Genomic DNA, 21,044 nt, shown 5'->3' on the forward strand with positions numbered 1-21,044 from the left:
TGAAAATTTGTACAGATGTTATAAAAGGAGCCAACCCGTTACGGGTGGCTCCTTTGAACAGCGCCTCAGGGTACGCTTGAGATGCTGGAATTTATTACCAGTCGAAATGGAAGAGCAGATTGGGAACCCCAATGAGTACGACAGATTTTGCGTAATGGGGGCGTTGGTGCTGCTGTTGTTTTTGACGTTTCACTTGTCGCAGTTGCTGGCGAGTTTCCCGTAGTTCTTTCTTCAAGTGTTGGCTTGCTCGCAGATTCCGGTTTTGATGATAGCGGTTGTTGTGAGCGTATTGAGACACCTGTCGCTGTTGATGGCTCTGCTTGGACTGGTATTGTTTATGATTATGGCTGTTGTCAGCAGATGCTAGCATCGGAGTGGCGAGAAAAATCAGACCGGCAATTAAAAGAGCTAATGTTGTTTTCATCGTAACCTCCTGTTGTTGGACCGTTGAGAAAAGTTTCGTTTTCTTCTGTTGCCCCAACTCTAGCGGATGCAAACAACTGATTCATTCGACATCGACTCGGATTCCACCGGATGTCTAGTCAAAAACAAGTATTTTAAATAGGTTAACCCCTCTTATAATGATCTCTACGCAGCAATAAATAACCCTATCCATTTGCTGAAAACAGCCTTAATCAGTCAAAATCACTGTTTTCCATCGCTAGCTGTAACAGCAGAGTTCCAGCGGAACCTAGATTGAAGGGTTGTCTTCCAAGCTGAGAATGAAGTTCCACTCATCAGGTTGAACTGGCATGATTGAGAGACGGTTACCCTTTCGCACCAGTTGCATGTTTTCAAGCTGTTCACATTGTTTGAGTTCAGCAAGGGGGATGACCCGTCTGGTGTGGCGAATATATTTGATATCGACCATGATCCAGCGTGGGTTTTGCGGATCACTTTTCGGATCAAAATATTTGCTCTGGGGATCAAATGCCGTGTGGTCAGGATAGCCTTCGCGCACCACCTCCATAATGCCGACGATTCCAGGGACATCACAGTTAGAGTGATAAAAGAAGACCTGGTCACCGATCTTCATCTGGTCACGCATCATATTGCGGGCCTGATAATTACGCACACCATCCCAATGTTCTGTCTGCTTGGGCATGTTCTTAAGATCATCAATACCGAAGGCACTGGGTTCCGACTTCATCAACCAATAGTTCATTTCTGCTCTCCTTTTTTATCAAACAGCTTGCGCCGCAGCACAAAAATATTACAATGACATCGAGATTTCCCATTTGACTATTTTTTTGTCTGAATAGCAAACCAGATCAGGAAACAACATGCAACCCCTCAAAGATATAGCCCCTGACAAGTTAAAGCAGATCAAATATGTGCTTGCAGATATTGATGACACCTTGACACTGAATGGCCGTCTTCCCGCCGCTGTGTATATGGCTCTGGAAAAGCTCCATGATGCAGGGATTATCCTCGTGCCGATTACTGGCCGTCCTGCCGGTTGGTGTGATCATATGGCGCGGATGTGGCCGATCGATGGCATTGTGGGTGAGAACGGAGCGTTTTATTTTTGTTATCGCACTGAGCGACAACATATGCTGCGCCGTTATTGGAAGGCTGATGCTGAACGGCAAACAGATCGTGCCCGGCTTTTGGCATTGAGTGATGAGATTTTGACGGCGATCCCTGAAGCCAGAGTTGCAGCTGATCAGGCCTATCGTGAAACCGATTTGGCGATTGATATTTGTGAAGATGTTGCACCGTTGTCGACAACCAAGGTCAACAGAATTATGGCGATGTTTACAGCCGCAGGGGCGCATGCAAAGATCAGTTCTATCCATGTGAATGGCTGGTTTGGCGACTACGATAAATTGAGCATGACCCGCAATCTGTTTCTGGAAGTTTTTAACGAGGATCTGGAGGCCGTTAAGGGGCAGGTTATTTTTATTGGCGATTCTCCAAATGATATGCCGATGTTCGATTATTTTCCCGAGAGCGTCGGTGTTGCGAATATTACTCGTTTTCTCGATCAAAGCGCCGTTAAGCCAGCCTGGATTACAACGCAGGAGGGTGGCACCGGGTTTCTTGAACTCGCAGCAGCACTCTTGCGTGTAAAACGGCAGAACGAATGAGTTTTGAGTGATAGTGATCCCTCATCGTGATGTTTTTTTGACCCGTCCAAGAGAGCAACCGATCCCGAGCACACACAGGCTGCAAAAAATCAGCAGCGCTGTCCTCATGCTGGCAAGAAATGCTGGTTGTGTCTCCAGTGTTATCGGCTGACCGTGCATCATGTAGGAAAAAAGCAGAGTGATAATGGTCATGCTGGAGAGCATTCCCAGTGTCCTCATACTGGCATTCAGACCCGATGCGACCCCTAATTCGCGCGGTTTGACACTCCCCATAATCATGCTGACATTGGGTGAAGAGAACAGTGCAAAGCCCAACCCCAGAAAACCTAGCAACAAGAACACAACGGTCATCGAAGACTCTGCTGCAAGTGTGGATGCTACGGCCAGGCCGATGGCACAAAACCCCATGCCGCTAGTTGCGACCCAAGAGGCCGGAATCCGATCGGAAAGGCGACCACAAAATGGAGAAAAAATGGTTTGCACAATAGGTTGGATGATCAAAATTGAGCCGGCTTGCTGCGGCCCCATCCCTTTGACATATTGCAGGTATAAACTGAGAAAGAAAGTGACACCAAAGGTCGCTGCATAATTAAATAAAGCGGCCAGGTTGCTCAGGGCAAAAACGCGATTATTACGTAACAGTTTAATATCCAACAGCGGAAAAGGGGTCTGTGTCTCAGCGACCAAGAATAGGAACAGGCCAAGATTTGCTAGAATCAGCATTCCCCATGCCCACCCTCCTTGACTCAGGTTTGATACTCCATACACAAGCATCAATATGGACGGAGCGTAAAGAGCAAACCCTTTCCAGTCAAATCGTTCTCCTTGAGCTTCCGCCCACTCTTCTTTGATCTTTATCCGCGTAATCAGATAGGTGATGAGTCCCAGTGGTAGTACCATATAAAAGACCGCGCGCCAACCGAGGGTTTCCACCAGAAAACCGCCGATAAGGGGACCACATGAAATCCCTGCATAAACGCTGGCAATAGCCAGTCCGAGAGCTTTACCCCTCTGGTTCGGAGGAAAAGCAGAGACGAGAATCGCCATCGTAGTTGCCATCACCATGGCGCCGCCCATCCCTTGCAAAAAACGCAAGGCAATGACAATCTCGATGGACCATGATTGTGAAATCAACCCGCCAATAAAGGAAAAAATCAGCAGACCGATCTGGAAGACCTTACGGCGTCCATGAATGTCGCCGAAACGCCCCATCGCTAGCAAAAAAATAGATGCAGAGAGGATATAGGTGGTTTCAACCAGTCCCAGTTGTATCGCAGTGGCAGAGAACTCACGCCCCATTGTCGGCAGGGCGACTCCCACTGCCGACATCATGAAGGGCATTAAAAAGTGAGCCATACAAACAGAAAACAGGATGGCTGAACGGGACGAACTTGTGGTCATTTGTGTTTCTTGTGCTCTTTTTTGTTTTGACCGGCTTTGAGTAGATCTCCGAGACTGCCAAAGCTTGATGCAGTGGTTGGTTGTTCGTTGTAGCTGGTTTCGGCCACCTCATCGGTATTGTCGGTCAATGCCAGTGAGATACGCCTCTCCTCTGGTTCGATTTTTTCGACCATCACCTCTATCTGTTGCCCGACGCTGAGCACGTCCTGAGGGTGGCGAATCCGCTTGCCTTCACCCAGCTTGGAGATATGGAGCAGACCATCAATGCCATCTTCCAACGTTACAAAAGCTCCAAATTGCGCTAATCGACTCACTTTTCCGGGATACTTCACGCCGACTTTATAAATTGATCCGACTTTGTTCCACGGATCTGCCAGAGTGTCACGCAGACTAAAGGAAAATTTATTGTTGTCCCAGTCAATTTTCTTAACAGCGACCTCCAGTTCCTGTCCCAGCTGCAGCACCTCATTGATATCTTCAACCCGGCCATAGCTGATCTCAGAAATCGGCAACAGACCTTCAATTCCACCAATATCAACGAAGGCACCAAAATCACGGATGTTGGTGACGCTGCCCTTCATCACCATTCCTTCCTTTAAGGTCTCACGCAAACCGACGCGGAGTTGCTCGCGCTCTTCATCAAGGATGGTGCGGTGGGAGACAACAATATTCCGTCCCCGCTCGCTGAACTGACTGATTTTAAAGGGGAGATTCTGGCCAATCAGGTCTGCTGGTTCCGCCAGTCGCAAACCAGTCTGGGAGAAGGGGCAAAAGGCTCTGATATTTCCTGCCAACTTTACCTCATACCCACCTTTGATCTCTTTTTCGATGGTGCCGTCCACTGGGATACCAGTTTGATAGGCATTTTCTAACTGCTCTGTCCCGGAGCCAGAGCCACCAATTTTGGTTGTGAAGCGCAATTCTCCTCCGCTACGGGATAAAAAATAAGCGGAGATGACATCACCGACAGCATATTGAATCTCCCCCTCAGCGTTTAGCAGTTCAGCTGAAGAGAGAACCCCTTCGCCCTTTTGACCGACATCTAAAAAGCACCAGTCAGAGCCAATTTGCAGGATTGTTGCGTCAATCTTCTTTCCGGGGATCAGCGGTTTGCCAACCTCAGCAAGACTGGCTTCAAACATCTCGGCAAAACTGGCGTCATCGTCGTTCATCGGTTCATCGCTAAAGTTATCTTCGCTCATTGTTGTAATCTCCTGATTTTATTTATGGAAGGTTCAGAGATTAGCCGGTTTTTTCTTGAGAGTAAATGGGGGAATTAAGGAGACTTCTACGAATTGAAAGCGAAACTATGGTGTCTGCTGCTGATTCTTGATAGTTGCAGCGGGATAATGGCCTGTATGAACTCGTGAAGAGTCCTTTTCTGCCGCTTTTTTCCCTGTTTGATTGTGATTTCCGGTGTTGCTGTTATTTTTTGTATAACAAACAAATTTTCTTCGAGGACAACGTTATGAAACCGACAAGCTGGCTTGAAAGTCTTAACTGCGCGATAGAGGGGATTCTCTGGGCGGCTAAAGGTGAGAAACATGTTCGCTATCACTTGGTTGCTGCTTTAGCCGTTGTCTTTATGGCGCTTTTTTTTAAGATTTCCGCTTTAGAGTTTTTTTTACTGGTTCTTGCTGCCGTCATCGTTATCTTCGCGGAGTTAGTGAACACGGCGATTGAAGCTGTGGTTGACCTGGTCACTGAAGATTATCATGAGTTGGCTAAGCGGGCCAAAGATGTTGCCGCAGGAGCTGTTCTGGTGACCAGTGTCGGCGCTGTCATTCTTGGTTATCTGGTGCTTTCAGGGCATATCTTTCCATTATTTCACAGTGAGCCGACCTTCGGCGAAGAGCCCCAGGGAACGATTCCGGTTGGTGCGTTGCTGATTGTCCTTATTTTGGTGATTCTGATCAAATCCCACTATAACCGGGGAACACCTCTGCGTGGTGGGGTGCCCAGTGGACACGCTGCGGTGGCCTTTTCCATTGCAGTTTCAACGTTTCTGTTTGGAAAAAGTTTTCTCCTTGGGATGATGGTATTACTGCTTGCGGTGCTGGTTAGCCAAAGCCGTTTATTGATGAAAATTCACTCCCCCAGAGAGGTGTTTCTTGGTGCTTTGCTTGGTTCAGTGGTGACCTTGTTGGCCTATCTGCTGTTTACCTGAAGTGACCTGCACGACTGAATGTGTCGATGTCACGAAGTTTCCAAAAGAGGTGCCTGATAGCTGATCTAAGTCGTTCTGGGAACGCTTCACTCAGATTGCATTCAGATTTTTGTCAGAAACTCTTGCTACTGTGGGATAAACTTAGAGCCAATGGAGGGGTATCTATGAATTATCTATCGCGTATTATTGTTGTGTCCGTTGTTCTTATCAGCTGCTTAAGTTCTGTTTGCCTCGCTGGTAACTTCCCATCACAGGCAGTGAAAGCTGCTGAAAAATTTACCCAACTGTTAGATAACAAGGAATATCGATCGGCCTATAGTGCCAGTTCGGCGTTGCTGAAAATGGTTGACACTGAGCCGGAATGGGTGAAGGAGAGAGAACTCTCTGGTCTGCTTTTAGGGACGGTTCAGGATCGTAAGCTGGTCTCGATCCATGCCCGGGATACCTATCCAGGGTTGCCTGACGATGAATATCTGGTGATTTATTTTGAGGCCCGCACTCAGAGAAAAGCGAAAGCTGCCGAGGTTCTTCTTGTGAGTCTTGCCGGGGAAGCCTGGCAGGTGTGCTCTTATCATCTGAAATAGCGACTATTTTGTTGACCGCGCACAGCGGTTTCACCAGATAGCATCAAGGTTTTTAGAAATATCATTATCTTGGAACGGTTAACTCCCTGTGGCGGCAATATTGATGCAGACCGTCACTTGGGTTCCTGCTCTCTGAGCACTGGTGATGTCTATCTGGCCGTCGTGAGCGAGAATAATTGAGCGGACCAGGCTCAACCCAAGACCTGTTCCCGGGGTTGAGCGACTGCTGTCAGCTCGATAAAACCGCTCCCAAACGCGGGGCAGGTCTTTAGTTGCAATACCTGCCCCACTGTCAGCAATCCTGATCTGGGCGCAATGGTTTTCTTGTTTTGCTTCCAGCGCTATCCATCCCCCTTCTGGGGTGAATTTCAAGGCATTATCCAGTAAATTTGCGAAAGCACGCTGTAGTCGACCTCGATCCCCCGAGACAATTAATGGATCATCAATAATTTTAAGGGAGATATGGATACTTCTGTCCTCAGCAACTGGGGAGTAGAGTTCAGCGACATCTCTGATAATGGCAGAAAGGTTTACCGGTGTCTTCTCCAAGGGGGTGACCCCGGCATCTGTTTCAGCAATTTCAAGCATGGTATTGATCATACCGACGAGGCTGTCACATTCTTCAATAACCGAACCAGACATCCCCTGATACTCTTGCAGAGATTGAACCCCGCTGAGTGTCGTTTCAGCCAAACCGCGGATGCGTGTGACTGGGCTGCGCAAGTCGTGAGCAATATTGTTGGTGACGTCTTGTAGTTCTTTGATCAGAGTCTTTATTCTTGATTGCATCCGGTTGATTGAGGTGATGAGATGGTTCACTTCCTCAGCTTGATCGTGGAAAGTGATCTCCTGTGAAAGGTTACCCCGGCTGATTTGATCTGCTGTCTCTCGCACGATCTTTACCCCGGCAAGGGATCTTCTGGAGATATAAAAACCAATTGACACCGCCGCCACAAGGACGAATGCGAAGGTGAGGAAAAAAACCTGCTGAAAGCTGGCAAGGAGCGCTTCATCAAAGCTGAGAAGGGTTCCGGATTGGAGGATATAATCTTTCCCCAGAGGTTGGTAAAAAATCCGTGCCTGACCCGGATGGGAAGTCAGATTGATCGTTTCAAATTGCCCCTGACGCAGATTTTTAAGGGTTGATGCCGGTTGCGGAAGATCGCCCCAAGACCGCAAATCAGAGGTTTCGATGAGCTGTAGATCAGCAGAATAGAGGCGGATAAAAACCAGATCAATCCCTTCACCTTCGGTTTCAAGGTGGATTTCTCGAGACAGAGCTTCAAATCCCCCATGTTGAAATATCTCCACAAATTCGCGCCCATCACCGAGAAATTCCTGATCAATCCGTTCGCGGAGGTTGCTTCGCAAGTTATACTGAATCACTCCAAAAACCAGAAGAGAAAGGGCTGCGAACAGAAGGGTATAGAAGAGCGTTAATCGGGAGGCCAGAGACCTAAACATGTTCGCCCCGTTTTTCGAGGACATAGCCGGCACCACGAATGGTATGAATCAATTTATGACTTTTGGGAAGGTCGATTTTTTCGCGTAAATGGCAGATACGTGACTCGACAACGTTACTTTCCGGATCAAAATTATAGTCCCAGACATGTTCCATAATCATGGTTTTAGAAACGACTCGACCAGCGTTTCTCAACAGATATTCCAACAGGGAAAACTCACGGTGTTGTAACTCGATCTGCTGTCCTGCACGTCTGACTTTACGGGTGACAAGGTCAATGGATAAGTCATCAACTGTTAGCGTTGCCGGCTCTTCAATTGATTGACTCCTGCGCAACAAGGTCTGTACCCGAACGAGAAGTTCAGTAAAGGCAAAGGGTTTCACCAGATAGTCATCACCGCCTTTTTGTAGCCCCAGGATGCGTTCATCAACCGTTTTCTTTGCGCTTAAGACAATGATTGGGGTGTTGACTTGCTGTTTCCGCAATTGTTCAATCAAGGATAAACCATCAAGCTTAGGGAGCATGATATCCACGACGGCGGCATCGTATGCCACATCCTGAGCCATGAATAAACCTTCAAGCCCGTCAGCGGCCCGATCAACAGCAAAACCTGCTTGAACAAAACCTTTTTTGATAAACTGCGCGGTTCGATTATCGTCTTCCACCAGAAGTATTCGCATGTTTAGGCCTTTAAGTTTTCTATTTTGACCAGAGAGCCCACAGAGATTCGCCCCAAATATAGACGGACAGGATCAGGCTCCCCATGACGGCCGCAGAGCCCAGATCTTTAGCCCGCCCAGACAACTCGTGCTTTTCTGGACCGATACGATCCACGATGGCTTCGATGGCCGAATTGAGCAATTCGACAATCATGACCAGAAACAGCGTGGCAACCATCAAGACCCGCTGTGACGGCTCTACATCCAGCCAAAAGGCCAGAGGGATAAGGATAATGGCTAGAAGTAACTCTTGTCGAAATGCCGCCTCATGCTTAACGGCTGCTTTGATTCCGAGGATTGAATAACCTGCCGCTAGGATAATACGTTTAATGCCGGTATTCTTCTGCATTTTATTCCTTAATAATTGGGGAGGTGAAAGTTTAAAAATATTTTAAAATATCTTTCTCCTCGTTGTACAGGGATGTTTTTATCCGCATAAACCCGAGTAGTGTGTGAAAAAGATTGTCATGAGAAAAATGATCGTTGGTGGTCTGCTGAAGGTTCTCGGTATCAATCTCCTGTCTGGCGCTGGCACCGAACCACATCAACGCCCCCGCATGTTTCTGTGCGTCCGGGGCGATGAAATAGGGCATCCCGTGGAGATAGAGACCATTTTCACCCAGGGATTCGCCGTGATCACTCATATAAAACAGCGCGGACTGGAATGTCCCGTCATTTTGTTTGAGCAACTCCAGGGTTTGCTGCAGAAAATAATCTGTGTAGAGGATGGCATTATCGTAAGCGTTGCCGATTTCCTCTTGCTGGCACTCTTCCAACTGATTGGTTTTGCACACCGGGGTGAACTTCTCAAACGCTTGCGGATATCTCTTTGCGTAGGCGGGGCCATGGTTTCCCCTTTGGTGGAGGACGATCAGGATATCTCCTTCATCCTGTTGATTGATGAAGTCCTGCAACCCGTTTAACATCCCCACGTCCCGGCATTCACTGTCACATATGGTGTTGGTTTCCGGGGTGCGATAGTTTTCGTAGCTCACCCGGTCTGCCACCCCTTTTGAACTGGAGTTATTATCCCGCCACAAAATCTTAACCCCACCCCTGTTAAGGACATCCAGAACGTTTTCTGTCGTTTTCGCTTTTTTGTCGTTGTAGTTTTTCCGTTCGAGATAAGAAAACATACAAGGGACTGAAATCGCTGTTGTGGTCCCGCACGAATACATATTGGAGAAATTAATGATGTCCTCTTTCTTTAACAGAGGGTTGGTTTCTTTTTTGTAACCATTCAAAGAGAATCTGTCAGCGCGGGCCGCTTCACCAACAACAACAATTGCAAGTCTCCTCCCATGAGCGTCTGCGTCTTTTTTTGCGTCAAGGCCAATGGCTTTAAGCTCTGTTTCATGATTATCAAATTTATGCCCGATGTATTTCCCCACGGAATAAAAGGCATAAGTCGGGTTAGTGTAATAGCGCAGGGGCTTATGTTCTCGAAAAAATGATGTGTAAAATTTACTGAAACAAAGCAGGGTCACAATGATGATGAGAACTGTTATGGAAATTGTAACCAGTGTTGAAGCCAAGGTTTGTCTGCTTGTTTGTACGGGAGTTTTAACCTTATAGATCAATAACGCTGGCAATCCCCCGAGCAAAAAAACGTAAAGAAAGAGCTTGCTGCTGATCAGGTCCAGCGATTCACTTGCATTGGTTTCAAGAACATTCTGGATCATCGTATCATCAATAATGACACAATACGTATTGGCAAAGTAGCTGATGAAAGCAGCAACCAGAACAGAAAAAATAAGTATGGGCTTGAGTGTCAGGATTGAATTAAACAGGCTGAAAAAGAGGGCCAGAAAGCTAAAGAAAACCACCGCAATCGAAAGCAAGAATGGGGTGTTGGAAGGGGAGAGGGGGTAAATTATTTTGACCTGACTAAAGAACCTGTAGTTATCAGCAAAAACTATAAATAAGGAGGTCAGGAGGATCAATTTGATTCTGGAAATTTGTAAGGTCATTGATGACTCTTTTAGGACGTTAGATTTAACGGTTAAGTTTGACGGTGTGGACAGGGATGTTATTTCTGTCGCTCCAGGCGTTGATGCCCTTTTTATAGATAGAAGCAGCACCTTGGTAGTAGCTGATGCCGAGAGCAACGAAGGGGTTATTTATTCCGGTGGGCTGCTCAATAGGTTGAGATTTTTCATAACCGGTGAGCAGGGTGAGTTTTTCCTGGGGTTTGAGTATGGCGAGCTGATGTCCATCGTAGAGACCAAGATTTTGATAATTGGCGATCAGGGCTCGTTTTGGTGGTGTCAGAAGAATATCCCGGCCAAAAAAACAAGAACGGTAACTCATATTCAGTAGACCCAACAGGGTTGGAGCGAGATCAATCTGGCTGGCAAGACTGTTGTTGATCGCAGGTTGTATCTGTTGCGGAGCATAGATCCAGAGAGGAATATGGTAGCGCTCAATAGGCAGAGCCTGCTTGCCGGCACTGCCAGCTTGATGGTCGGCGACAATGACAAAGATGGTATTCTCAAACCAGGGCTTCTCAGCGGCGTCCTGAATAAATTTACCGATGGCGTAATCGGTGTATTTGACCGCGCCATCCCGCCCTTTACCCGATGGAATATCGATCCTCCCTTCAGGATAGGTATAAGGCCGATGATTAGAGGTTGTCATCAGGTGGAGAAAGAATGGTGTTTCTTGTTGATTTTCGTGATCAGCAACCTTGATGGCTTGCTGGTAGAGGTCTTCGTCGGCCATGCCCCAGGCGTTACTGAAATGGATTTCAGCATCAGCAACACTTGACTGATCGACAATTTGATAACCGTTCCCCGAAAAGAAAGCATTCATGTTTTCGAAGTAACCCCGTCCACCGTAAAGAAAATATGAGTGATACCCTTTTGTGTCGAGGACGTTCCCCAGCGACCAGAGATCCGTTTCTCTGCCTATCCGTTTGATGATTGAACGTCCAGGGGTTGGAGGAATTGACAAGGTAATAGCTTCTAATCCCCGGGTGGTTCGGGTCCCTGTTGCATAAAAGTTGTCAAAAAATAAACTCTTCTTTATCAGCGCATCGAGGTTGGGAGTTAAATGTTTGTGGTTACCAAAATAGCCGAGAAAATCGGAGCTCAGACTCTCCACGGTAATGAGAATGACATTGGATCTTTTTTCGGCTCCAGTGCGGCTTATTTCGCGACGGATGTCGAAGGGGTTCTGGCTAATGAACTGACTATTGGGTTCGGCGGTTTCTTTGCGGATCAGGGTGTCGGCTTTTTTCGTAGAAAGCGAGGTGTAGAATTGCTGAAAATCCAGTTCATTGTTCCTGAATGCGGCGACAAATTGATAGGGACCATTACTTGCCAACTCTTTGGTATAAGTGTTGGCAGAAATGTTGCGTAGATCCTGATTTATAGTGAAAAAAACCGTGAGAGGTAACAACAGCAACGAGGTGGCGATCAGGCAGCGTCGGGAGAATGTTTCTTTGCTGCGCAATGATCGTTGGACGAATGAAGCCAAGGGTTGGTAGAGGAGAAGTGCAACAAAAAACAGAGCAGAAAAAATCAAGACTACGGGGTAAGACTGGACAATGTTGTCCGTGACCTCGCGGCGGTAAATGAGATAATCGATGGAGATGAAGTTAAATCTGACGCTGAACTCCTGCCAAAAGAAATATTCAGCAACAGCAATAAAGCAGGCGGAATAAATGGTCGAGAACAGGATCAGTTTAAGCCAATATGCGTGCCAACGATGGGTCCAGATCCTCTGTGGTAGAAGGCAAAGATAGAGAACGGCCGGAATCATCGCATAGGCATAGAAGGCGCTATCAAAAATCCAGCCTGATGTGAAAATTTCTAAAAAATTATAGGCTGTTGGAGTGATATTTCCCCAGCTTAGAAAGAGCAATACAAAACGGGTAGAAAAAAACAGGAGGGTCCAAAAAGCGTAGATCCCCAGAAGGAGCTGGAAACGAGATGATTTCATATGTGGCCTTTTGAAAATGGTCAATTTGACCAGTCGATATTGTAAAAATTGGATGGACTATAGCGGGATAAAATGACGTCAAAATGACGAGAAGATTACTTTTTGGCAATGTTGACAGAGACTGGATGACAATTGCCCGACGATGTATCGCAAGGGAGGACGTCATTTCTCCTTTTTAGTCGCTTGACTTAATTTAGTCACCCGACTAACTTGGTAGCGCTTTGTCAATGGAGGTTGAACTTGTGATTAAATATCAAACCAGTAATAAAACCCAACAGGCCCTGATCAATGCCGCAGGAGAGTTGGCTGCCGAAGACGGTTTTAATGCCATTACGACCCGCAATATCGCGGAACGGTCAGGCGAGAATATTGGCAGTATCCACTACCATTTTGGGAGTAAAGAGAAGTTATTTGAGGCCACCTTGTTGACGGCTTGTCAGGGCTGGATTGACAATCCGCTGGTCGAGGTTCTGGTTGATTGTAATCTGCAGAGTAAAGATGGCCAAGCAGAAGCGATCCGCCGGGCGATCACCAGAGTGACCAATCTGCTTTTCGACAAGGAGGTTCCGAGTTGGTATTGCCGCGCCGTTTATCAGGTCATGCAAACGGACAATAAGTTACGAGATGTATTTTTTGACGCTGTTATGGAAGAGGAACTTGAACAGGTTGGAAAATTACTCAATGTTATCGACCCGACTCTGAGTGAAGAGTTGCGGACACAGCATTTCCTGTTGCTGTTCACCCCGTTGTTTTTTCATGCAGACTACCGGGGCGCTATCCTGCAGCGGCTCGGAAAAGAGGAATATAGCGAAGAATACCTGGATGCTTTACTCGAGAACTGCATTCACCAGGCCTTGTTGCGTTATCGCTTGCCAGTGGCATAAAACTGAAGAAAAGAGAGACTCATCATGCGTAAACAAAATGTCATAATCATTGTCACCTTATGCCTTGTGTTCCTGCTGTCCGGTGTTGCAACCGCTGCGGAAAAAGGTTCCAAGTTACAGATTCACGGCAGTTCGTTCCTGCAAAGTTACCCAGGGACGATCATTTCCAGCCATCAGGCCAAGTTGGCGTTTCGGGTTAGCGGCCCACTGATCAAAGTGTTGGTCAAGCCCGGTGACAAGGTGAAAAAAGGGCAACTGGTGATGCAAGTTGATCCACGTGACTTTGAAGACAGTATCCGGGTACTGGAAGCACAACTGGCCGGCGCCGAAGCACAACGGGACCGTGCCTTGCGCGACTTTGACCGGGCACAGACTTTGTTTGATCAACATGTCAGTGCGACGGCGGATTTCGATCGTGCCAAGGGTGCATACGAGGTCGCTTTTTCAGGTGTTGCCATTATTGAAGCGCAGTTGCAGATGGCCCGTCATCGTTTGAAAGATACATCGTTACGCGCCCCTTTTGCGGGGGTGATCACGACGCAGAGTGCCGAAAACTATGAGATGATCAGGGCTGGTGCAGAAGTTCTTGCGATTCATGATATCTCCAACCTGGAGGTTGAAATCAAGATACCGGAGAATGAAATTGTCCGTTACCCTCTCCGGGTTGGACAAGAGGTGAGGGTTAAGCTCGCGGCTATTGCCGACAGCTCTTTTACTGCCAAGCTGGTGGAATGGAATAGCGCTGCTGATCCGGTGACCAGAACTTATGCCCTGCGTTTTGCCTTTACTGCGTTGCCACAGTTTCATGTGTTGCCGGGGATGACTGCCGAAGTCAGCCTTATTAATGAGGCGAGCCAACCATCTTCTTACCATGTTCCGGAGCAGCAAAATGTCTCCGGTGCGATCATGTAGCCTCGAGGGCAAATTATGAAATCACAACTTTTTGCTCTGCGCAAACGCAACCTGATGATTGTTTTCACCATTCTGCTGGTGGCGGCAGGCATTCTTGCTTACGATAATCTGGGACGTCTGGAAGATCCGACCTTCACCATCAAGACCGCTGTCGTGGCGACGAGTTATCCTGGTGCCAGCCCTGCAGAGGTGGAAGAGGAAGTCACCGATGTGATTGAGGAGGCGATCCAGGAGATGGGTCAGGTGAAGGAGATCTATTCGACCTCGCAGGAGGGCTACTCGTTCGTTTATGTCGATATGAAGGATACTTTCAAGTCGAGTGAGTTAGCGCAAATCTGGGATGAACTACGCCGCAAAGTGGGTGACGTTCAAGGGGAACTGCCGCCGGGAGCTGGACCCTCTGTGGTCAACGATGATTTCGGTGATGTCTATGGGGTCTTTTTTGCTCTGACTGGTGACGAACTGACAAATGCCGAGCTGGCCGATTATGCCGATATCCTCAAAAAAGAACTGCTCCTTTGTGACGATGTGGCAAAAATTGATATGTGGGGTGTTCGCCAGGAAGCTATTTTTGTCGAGTTTAAGCGATCTCAATTGGTGCAACTTGGCGTGACCCCGCAGCAGATCATGGGGACCTTGCAAGCGCAAAATCGGGTGCAGCGCAGTGGTAAGGTTCAGGTGGGTGATAACTATCTGCGGATCAGTCCGAGCGGCGACCTCAACAGTGAAGATCAGATCGCCGATCTGTTAATCGGTAGCGCCCGTGGCATGATCCGTTTAAGTGACGTGGCTCATATCTACCGTGACTACATCGACCCGCCGCGCAACATGCTCCGTTACAATGGCAAAGAAGGGATCGGTTTGGGAATCGCCACGCTGGACGGTGGTAATGTTATTACCATGGGCGATTCGATCAAGGCTCGGCTCAAAGAACTGGCGCCGAACAAACCGCTGCACGTTGAGATCCATTCCATCTACTATCAGAGCCAGGTGGTGACCGAATCTGTCGACACCTTCATCATTAACCTGATCGAAGCCGTGGTCATTGTTATTGTCCTGCTGATGTTATTTATGGGCTGGCGCACCGGAATGTTGATCGGAGCAGTGCTGCTGCTGACCATTCTTGCCACTTTTGTCGGCATGTTTGTCATGGGCATCGACCTGCAAAAGGTATCCCTCGGCGCTTTGATTCTGGCGTTGGGGATGCTTGTCGATAATGCCATTGTCGTCGCAGACGGGACGTTAGTACGGATGGAGCATGGCGATGATGTTGAAACGGCGGCGGACAAGACTGTCAAAGCGACGATCTGGCCGCTGCTGGGTGCTACAATCGTTGCGATTCTTGCCTTTACTGCGATCGGCTTTGCCCCGGGGAAAGTGGGTGAGTTCTGTCGCTCTCTTTTCGATGTCATGGCGTTATCACTATTTATCAGTTGGATTCTGGCGATCAGCGTGACGCCACTGTTTTGCGTCTGGTTTCTCAAGCAGGACGCGAACGGCGACAATCACTCTCACAGCCGTGGTATGAATCGGTTCTACCGCCACATTCTCCATCTGGCAATTTGTTACCGTTGGGTGGTGATGACCCTGACCGTTGTCGCCCTGGGGGTGGCACTGTTTGGTTTCGGTTTTATCCCTAAATCTTTCTTCCCTGACTCAACTCAGCGTTATTTTTATGTTAATTACTGGAACCCTCAAGGATCACATATTGATAAAACTGCAGCTGATGTGGCACAGATCGATACTTATGTCCGCGGTCTTGACGGGGTGGTTAACACGACGTCATTTATCGGTGAGGGGGGGATGCGCTTTATCATCAGCTACGATTATCAGACACCGAACAGTGCTTACGGTCAAATTTTGGTTGAAGTGGACGATTATCACCACATTGATCAGCTGTTGAAAAGTATCGAGACCTACATGACAGAGCAGTTCCCTGCGGCTGAACCTTATGCGCAGAAAATTCAGACCGGGCCTGCGATCCCCTACAAGATAGAGGCGCGTTTTCGGGGTCCTGATGTCGCCGTGCTGAAGGAATTAGCGACCAAAGCGGAAAAGATTCTTGCGGACACGGGTAATGCCCGTGATCTGCGCACGGATTGGCGCCATCCTGTTGATGTCTTACGTCCTCAGTTTGCTCAGACCCAGGCCCGCTATGCCGGGATTACCCGTAGTGATGTCGCGAATGCCCTACAGTGGAACTTCAATGGCATCGCCGCGGGTCTTTATCATGAGCAAGATAAATTAATCCCGATTCTGTTTCGTTCACCTGAGAATGAACGCGCCAGTATTGATAGTTTGGCCAATATGCAGATCTGGAGCTCGCTGCAAAACAGTTTCGTCCCATTACGCCAAGTGACCACAGGGATTCTGCCGGTGACCGAAGACGCGCTGGTAAAACGCCGGGATCGGCAACGGACGATCACGGTACAGGCCAACCCTATCAGTGGCTTGCCGACAGAATTCCATGCTGCTGTTCGCGATCAGATTGAAAGTATTGAGTTGCCAATCGGCTACTCCATGGAGTGGGGTGGCGAATTTGAGAGTTCGGCAGAAAGTCAGGCGCCACTGGCTAAAGTTTTCCCCATCTGTATTTTGGGGATGTTTCTGATTGTGGTTTGGTTGTTCAACTCCTTCCGGCGGCCACTCATTATCTTTCTGACTGTCCCGCTATCGTTAATCGGCATTACAGCTGGACTTCTGTTGGCTGGGTTGCCGTTTGGGTTCATGTCAATACTCGGTTTCCTGGGGTTGTCTGGAATGTTGATCAAAAATGCCATTGTGCTGATTGATCAGATCGAGCAAGATCTCAGCGCCGGAATTGATCCTTACAAGGCCGTGCTGGATTCGTCAGTCAGCAGAATGAGACCCGTTTTGATGGCTTCTGGAACGACAATATTTGGTATGGCACCGCTGCTCTTTGATGCTTTTTATGCAGCGATGGCGGCGACTATTATGAGCGGCCTGTTTGCGGCAACCTTCCTGACCCTGATCATTGTTCCGGTTGCCTACACTCAGGTTTATAAAATCAAGGCGGATAAAAATTATGTTTAAAGTCATTATCACCATTTTCCTGCTATTTATGCCTTTGACCTCTTTCGCTCAAACTGTGATTTTGCCGCAGATTGATATGAAAATCCCCAGTGGCAATCTGACCCTGAGCGAGGCTCTGCAACTCGCGCTGAAGGCCTCTCCAGACGTCAAGCAGGCAGCTGCAAGGATCGAAGCAGCGCAGGCCGTTGTCGATCAGGCTCGCTCAGCTTTTAAGCCGATGGTCAGTGCCCATCTGGGAAAAAGTTATCTGAAAAGCAGGATTCATCCGGATTGGGATCCAAGTACCCATTTCAGTGATTCCTATGAGGTCTGGACGGCCGGGATCGAAGCGAATTGGTTGCTTTTTGACGGTTTTACCAGTCGGGCGCGGATGTTGGCTGCCGAACATCAGGCTGAAGCGTCAGAAAAAACCCGTGAGGAAACCCGTCGCCTGCTGGCGGAGGCGGTTTCCAGTGTGTTTTATCAGGCCCAGCTGACGGTTGAAAGTATGGTGATCGCGCAGCAAAATAGTAACTTCAACCGCATTCTGGAAGAAGAGGCGGATATTCGCTGGCAAGCTGGTAGCATTCCCGAAGCGGAGAAGCTCAACTTTTCGCTCCGGGCGCTGCAGGCTGAAAGTGATTACCTACGAGCCGAGCAGAATTTCAAGCTGGTGACCACTGTTCTGGCTGAGCTGATGGCGTTACCTGATGCAAAGCTGCCAGAAGAACTCTATCCAACGCATAGCGAAAAAACGGTTCTGGCGACACAGATACCGGACTACACTACGGAGTTTTCCTACGCCATGCAGCAACGACCAGACCTGCAGGCGTTGGACGCTTCAATCGCTGCATTGCAACAGAGTAAAAAGGTGCAGCAAGGTCGTTACTGGCCGAAGTTGATTCTTAACTCAGGTTTTGATTACACCAAAATTGAGGAGCTGAAAGGCTATGATCAAAAAGAGCATGACGCTTACGCTGGTTTGCATCTGACCTGGGACATTTATCAAGGTGGTAGCCGTCCGGCTAAAGTGCGGGAAGCTGAGCATGAAATCAGTGCTCTGCGACAGCAGAAACAGCGGCAAGTTCTATCAATTCAGTCGGCTATCCGGCAAGCGATCGCTTCTGCGGAAGCAACCCTCGCTATGTATCAACGTCAGCAACAGTCGCTGTTATTGACGGCAAAAATTCGCGATCATGTGGAAAAAGCCTACCGGGCAGGTGTTGCTAATCTGACCCGTTTAAACGAGGCCCAAACAGATCTCGTCCGTGCCTCAGGAGCTGAGGCGGCCAGTCGCATCAATTACTTGATGGCTCTACAGCAATTGAAAGCGGTCAGCGGCAGAATTTTGGAATTTTGACTGGAACCATTAAAGGAGCTTAGAGGTCCATTGTTTCAGCTGTTTAGCAATCGCATCCGCGGTCCTGTCTGCGGTGATGCTGATGGTGAGCTGCTTTTCCGCAGTTGACAGTGGCTCTGCTGTCTTCAACTGCTGAGTCAGAACAGCAGATGTCGCTTCTGATACTCCTCCCGGTTGTCGACTGCGGATTGCAATTCGTTCGAAGAGTTCTTCTTCACTCACTTCAAAATCAAGGATGACAAAAGGGACCCCTGATTGTTTGGCCAAATGTTGCATTGCTGAGCGCTGTTGCTGGAGCAGATAGGTGGCGTCCACAATTACGGGGAAACCGGCGTTGAGGATGGTTGCCGATAATTGTAGCAATCTGGTGTAGGTGTGCAGACTTGATTGCGGTGAATAAATACCCGCGTCGATGCCAGAGCCACTCTTTTCCCCAGGGGCTAAACCGTGCAAGCGCTTACGTTCAATATCAGAGTCGATGCAAACGGCGCCGCACAAGGCTGCCAACTGTTTGCACAAGGTTGTTTTTCCTGCAGCGGAGAACCCATGGCAAATGATCAGTGGTGTTGCCCGTGGTTGGCTGTAGCAACGGGCAAGATCAAGATAACTCTGTAGCTGACAATAGTGTTGTTCCTGCTCTGTGTGAGTCAGGTCGGGCTGTTGCAGTCGCAGAGCTAGTACTTTGGCTCGCACCAATGCCCGGTAACTTTTGTAATAATTGAGTAAGGGGAGGGCACTGTAGTCTCCTGTTCGTTGCAGGTAGTGGTTGAGGAATCGCCAACTTAACGGTTCGGCTTTGCGGTCTTCCAGGTCCATAAGTAAGAAGGCGGTGTCATTGATGACATCGATACAGCGGAAATTATCGTTAAATTCAATACAATCGAACAAAAGCGGTTGGTTGTGAAACCAGACCATGTTGGCGAGGTGAACGTCCCCGTGACACTCGCGGATAAATCCGTCCCTTTTCCGCTGCTCTATCAACAGGATGAGTTGTTCAAGGCGTGACCGGCTCCAACCTTTTAAATCCTGTAATTGCTGCTGCTGTTTTGTGTTGGGAAGAAGCGTCCGCAGTTGCTTGAAGTTTTCCTTGACTGGGGCTCGGATCGCCGTCAAGGAACCAAAGTCACTGTCATTATCCAGAATCGGTGCCTGTTGATGGATGGTCGCTAAAGAGGTGGCGAAGCTCTCGATCATGGTTGCAGTGAGACGGTGTTGTTGGAGCAGCAAGTCGAGTTCATCCTGACGCGAGAAACGCTTCATTTTCACCAGATAGTCGATGGCTGGAGTGACGCCTAGCAGTGGTTTTTCGGGTGAGCCACCGATGCTGATAACATCGAGATAGAGTTGCGGTGCAAAGCGCCGATTCAGCCGTAGCTCTTCTTGACAGTAGTGGTGACGGTTGTTCAGAGTCGAAAAATCAAGAAAGCCGAAATTGACCGGTTTCTTCAGTTTATAGGCGAATTCTCCAGCGAGAAAAACCCAGGATATATGAGTTTCAACGAGCTTTACCTCATCGACAGGGTGTTTGTAGCAGGTTGGATTTTGTAACCCTTCAATCAGGGCGGTGTGAGGTTTTTGCATTGTGTTTCTCCTGATAAAGCAGGGTGCAGGAGTAAGAGCTGAATTGTTGCGATCTCATATTGAAGTTTAATCGATTCGGTATGGATGACAATTGATATGGCTATTATTTTTCTGTTGTCTGCTCTGCGGGGCTGTCTGTTTTACAGCATCTGAAAAAATAGATCCTCAAGGAGGATTTTAATCCCGATGGCACAGAGGACAATGCCACCTGCAACTTCAGCTCTGTGTCCCCAGAGTGCCCCGATCCTGCGTCCCAAAAAGGCTCCTGTAATGGTCATAATTGCGGCCGAGATGCCAATGATAAGAGCTGGGAATAAGATCGTTTCACCGAGCAGAGCGATGGAGAATCCGACTGCCAGGGCATCGATACTGGTGGCGACTGACAGGATCACCAGGGTCCAACCTCGTGACGGATCCCGGACAGAAGTCTTTTTAGCATCGCTTTGCAGCGCTTCAAAGATCATCTTCCCCCCAACCAGAGAAAGAAGGGCGAAGGCAATCCAATGATCGTAAGCGCTAATCCATTGCTGTAAACCACGACCGGCCAGCCAACCCAGCACTGGCATCATGGCTTGAAAGAGGCCAAAGTGAAAGCCGAGACGCAGCCAGCGGCGCTCAACGAAAGGGTCAAGAACTGCTCCGGCAGCAAGGGCAACGGCAAAAGCATCGACTCCCAGTGCAACAGAGAGGCCCAGCAGGGTGAAAAAATCCAATTTTTAACTCCAGCTATGTGTATAAGTGTCGAGATCGGAAGCAAGATGTTGTGTAACCTCAATGTGAATATAGCTTCGTGTCGAGGTTTGTCTTAACTTCAGCGGAGGTGGTGAACAAGGTAGAACGTGTTGATGGCTCTGGCAAGGGCAAAAGTAGTCCTTTTAAAGTGACCGAAGGTTTCTCCTTAGCAGAAT

Annotated in this window: 18 protein-coding genes; 7 read left to right on the forward strand and 11 right to left on the reverse strand. The window is 48.3% G+C overall.

All coding sequences use genetic code 11. The features are described from left to right. Positions 1–94: 94 nt before the first annotated feature. Entirely contained in the window at positions 95–424 is a 330-nt protein-coding gene (locus BLU87_RS09770) for a hypothetical protein (RefSeq protein ID WP_092347491.1), read from the reverse strand. A gap of 267 nt (positions 425–691) precedes the next feature. After that, positions 692–1,165 (reverse strand): EVE domain-containing protein, encoded by a 474-nt coding sequence (locus tag BLU87_RS09775; protein ID WP_092347494.1) that lies wholly within the window; start codon positions 1,163–1,165, stop codon positions 692–694. Positions 1,166–1,283: 118 nt separating this feature from the next. On the opposite strand from BLU87_RS09775, the gene BLU87_RS09780 reads away from it, so the two are divergent. Then, complete coding sequence (locus BLU87_RS09780; protein WP_092347497.1) at positions 1,284–2,090, forward strand: HAD family hydrolase; 807 nt, start codon at positions 1,284–1,286, stop codon at positions 2,088–2,090. A 21-nt stretch (positions 2,091–2,111) separates the two neighbouring features. Here the strand turns inward: BLU87_RS09780 and BLU87_RS09785 are convergent, their stop codons facing one another. Then, positions 2,112–3,491, reverse strand: a complete 1,380-nt coding sequence (locus BLU87_RS09785; protein WP_092347500.1) for an MFS transporter — start codon at positions 3,489–3,491, stop codon at positions 2,112–2,114. Continuing rightward, positions 3,488–4,693 (reverse strand): 30S ribosomal protein S1, encoded by a 1,206-nt coding sequence (gene rpsA, locus BLU87_RS09790; RefSeq protein ID WP_092347503.1) that lies wholly within the window; start codon positions 4,691–4,693, stop codon positions 3,488–3,490. The genes BLU87_RS09785 and rpsA overlap by 4 nt, the downstream gene beginning before the upstream one ends. Positions 4,694–4,959: 266 nt before the next feature. Here rpsA and BLU87_RS09795 point away from each other — a divergent pair, with 266 nt between their 5' ends. Then, a complete protein-coding gene (locus BLU87_RS09795; RefSeq protein ID WP_092347506.1) occupies positions 4,960–5,658 on the forward strand; it encodes a diacylglycerol kinase in 699 nt (232 codons plus the stop codon). Between the two features lie 164 nt (positions 5,659–5,822). After that, on the forward strand, positions 5,823–6,242 hold the full coding sequence (locus BLU87_RS09800) for a DUF4019 domain-containing protein (protein WP_175498341.1): 420 nt from the start codon (positions 5,823–5,825) through the stop codon (positions 6,240–6,242). Between the two features lie 78 nt (positions 6,243–6,320). On the opposite strand, the gene BLU87_RS09805 is transcribed toward BLU87_RS09800, so the two are convergent. From BLU87_RS09805 to BLU87_RS09825, 5 genes are read right to left on the reverse strand one after another with little or no spacing between them, the layout of a single operon-like run. Then, positions 6,321–7,706, reverse strand: coding sequence for a sensor histidine kinase (locus BLU87_RS09805; protein WP_175498342.1), 1,386 nt, complete (start codon positions 7,704–7,706; stop codon positions 6,321–6,323). Further along, the gene (locus BLU87_RS09810) at positions 7,699–8,385 is read right to left on the reverse strand and encodes a winged helix-turn-helix domain-containing protein (RefSeq protein ID WP_092347515.1); all 687 of its coding nucleotides are present in this window, start codon (positions 8,383–8,385) and stop codon (positions 7,699–7,701) included. Before BLU87_RS09810 ends, BLU87_RS09805 begins: the two co-directional genes overlap by 8 nt. 19 nt (positions 8,386–8,404) lie before the next feature. After that, complete coding sequence (locus BLU87_RS09815) at positions 8,405–8,773, reverse strand: diacylglycerol kinase (RefSeq protein WP_092347518.1); 369 nt, start codon at positions 8,771–8,773, stop codon at positions 8,405–8,407. A gap of 31 nt (positions 8,774–8,804) precedes the next feature. Beyond that, entirely contained in the window at positions 8,805–10,394 is a 1,590-nt protein-coding gene (locus tag BLU87_RS09820) for a phosphoethanolamine transferase (protein ID WP_092347521.1), read from the reverse strand. Positions 10,395–10,419: 25 nt separating this feature from the next. After that, positions 10,420–12,366, reverse strand: coding sequence for an LTA synthase family protein (locus BLU87_RS09825; protein WP_092347524.1), 1,947 nt, complete (start codon positions 12,364–12,366; stop codon positions 10,420–10,422). A gap of 242 nt (positions 12,367–12,608) precedes the next feature. Between BLU87_RS09825 and BLU87_RS17810 the strand changes: the two genes are divergently transcribed. From BLU87_RS17810 to BLU87_RS09845, 4 genes are read left to right on the forward strand one after another with little or no spacing between them, the layout of a single operon-like run. Next, positions 12,609–13,250, forward strand: coding sequence for a TetR family transcriptional regulator (locus BLU87_RS17810; protein WP_281242533.1), 642 nt, complete (start codon positions 12,609–12,611; stop codon positions 13,248–13,250). A gap of 24 nt (positions 13,251–13,274) precedes the next feature. After that, positions 13,275–14,162 carry an efflux RND transporter periplasmic adaptor subunit gene (locus BLU87_RS09835; protein ID WP_092347530.1) on the forward strand — a complete coding sequence of 296 codons (888 nt, stop codon included), beginning with the start codon at positions 13,275–13,277 and terminating at the stop codon, positions 14,160–14,162. Between the two features lie 15 nt (positions 14,163–14,177). Next, positions 14,178–17,216, forward strand: a complete 3,039-nt coding sequence (locus BLU87_RS09840; RefSeq protein ID WP_092347533.1) for an efflux RND transporter permease subunit — start codon at positions 14,178–14,180, stop codon at positions 17,214–17,216. Further along, on the forward strand, positions 17,209–18,555 hold the full coding sequence (locus BLU87_RS09845) for a TolC family protein (protein ID WP_092347536.1): 1,347 nt from the start codon (positions 17,209–17,211) through the stop codon (positions 18,553–18,555). Before BLU87_RS09840 ends, BLU87_RS09845 begins: the two co-directional genes overlap by 8 nt. A gap of 9 nt (positions 18,556–18,564) precedes the next feature. Here BLU87_RS09845 and BLU87_RS09850 read toward each other — a convergent pair whose 3' ends face one another. Continuing rightward, on the reverse strand, positions 18,565–20,136 hold the full coding sequence (locus BLU87_RS09850) for a bifunctional aminoglycoside phosphotransferase/ATP-binding protein (RefSeq protein ID WP_092347539.1): 1,572 nt from the start codon (positions 20,134–20,136) through the stop codon (positions 18,565–18,567). Between the two features lie 140 nt (positions 20,137–20,276). Further along, positions 20,277–20,849 (reverse strand): manganese efflux pump MntP, encoded by a 573-nt coding sequence (locus BLU87_RS09855; protein WP_092347542.1) that lies wholly within the window; start codon positions 20,847–20,849, stop codon positions 20,277–20,279. Positions 20,850–21,044 lie beyond the last annotated feature (195 nt).

This window comes from Desulfuromusa kysingii, from assembly GCF_900107645.1.
In the GTDB taxonomy this organism is placed as follows: Bacteria; Desulfobacterota; Desulfuromonadia; order Desulfuromonadales; family Geopsychrobacteraceae; genus Desulfuromusa; species Desulfuromusa kysingii.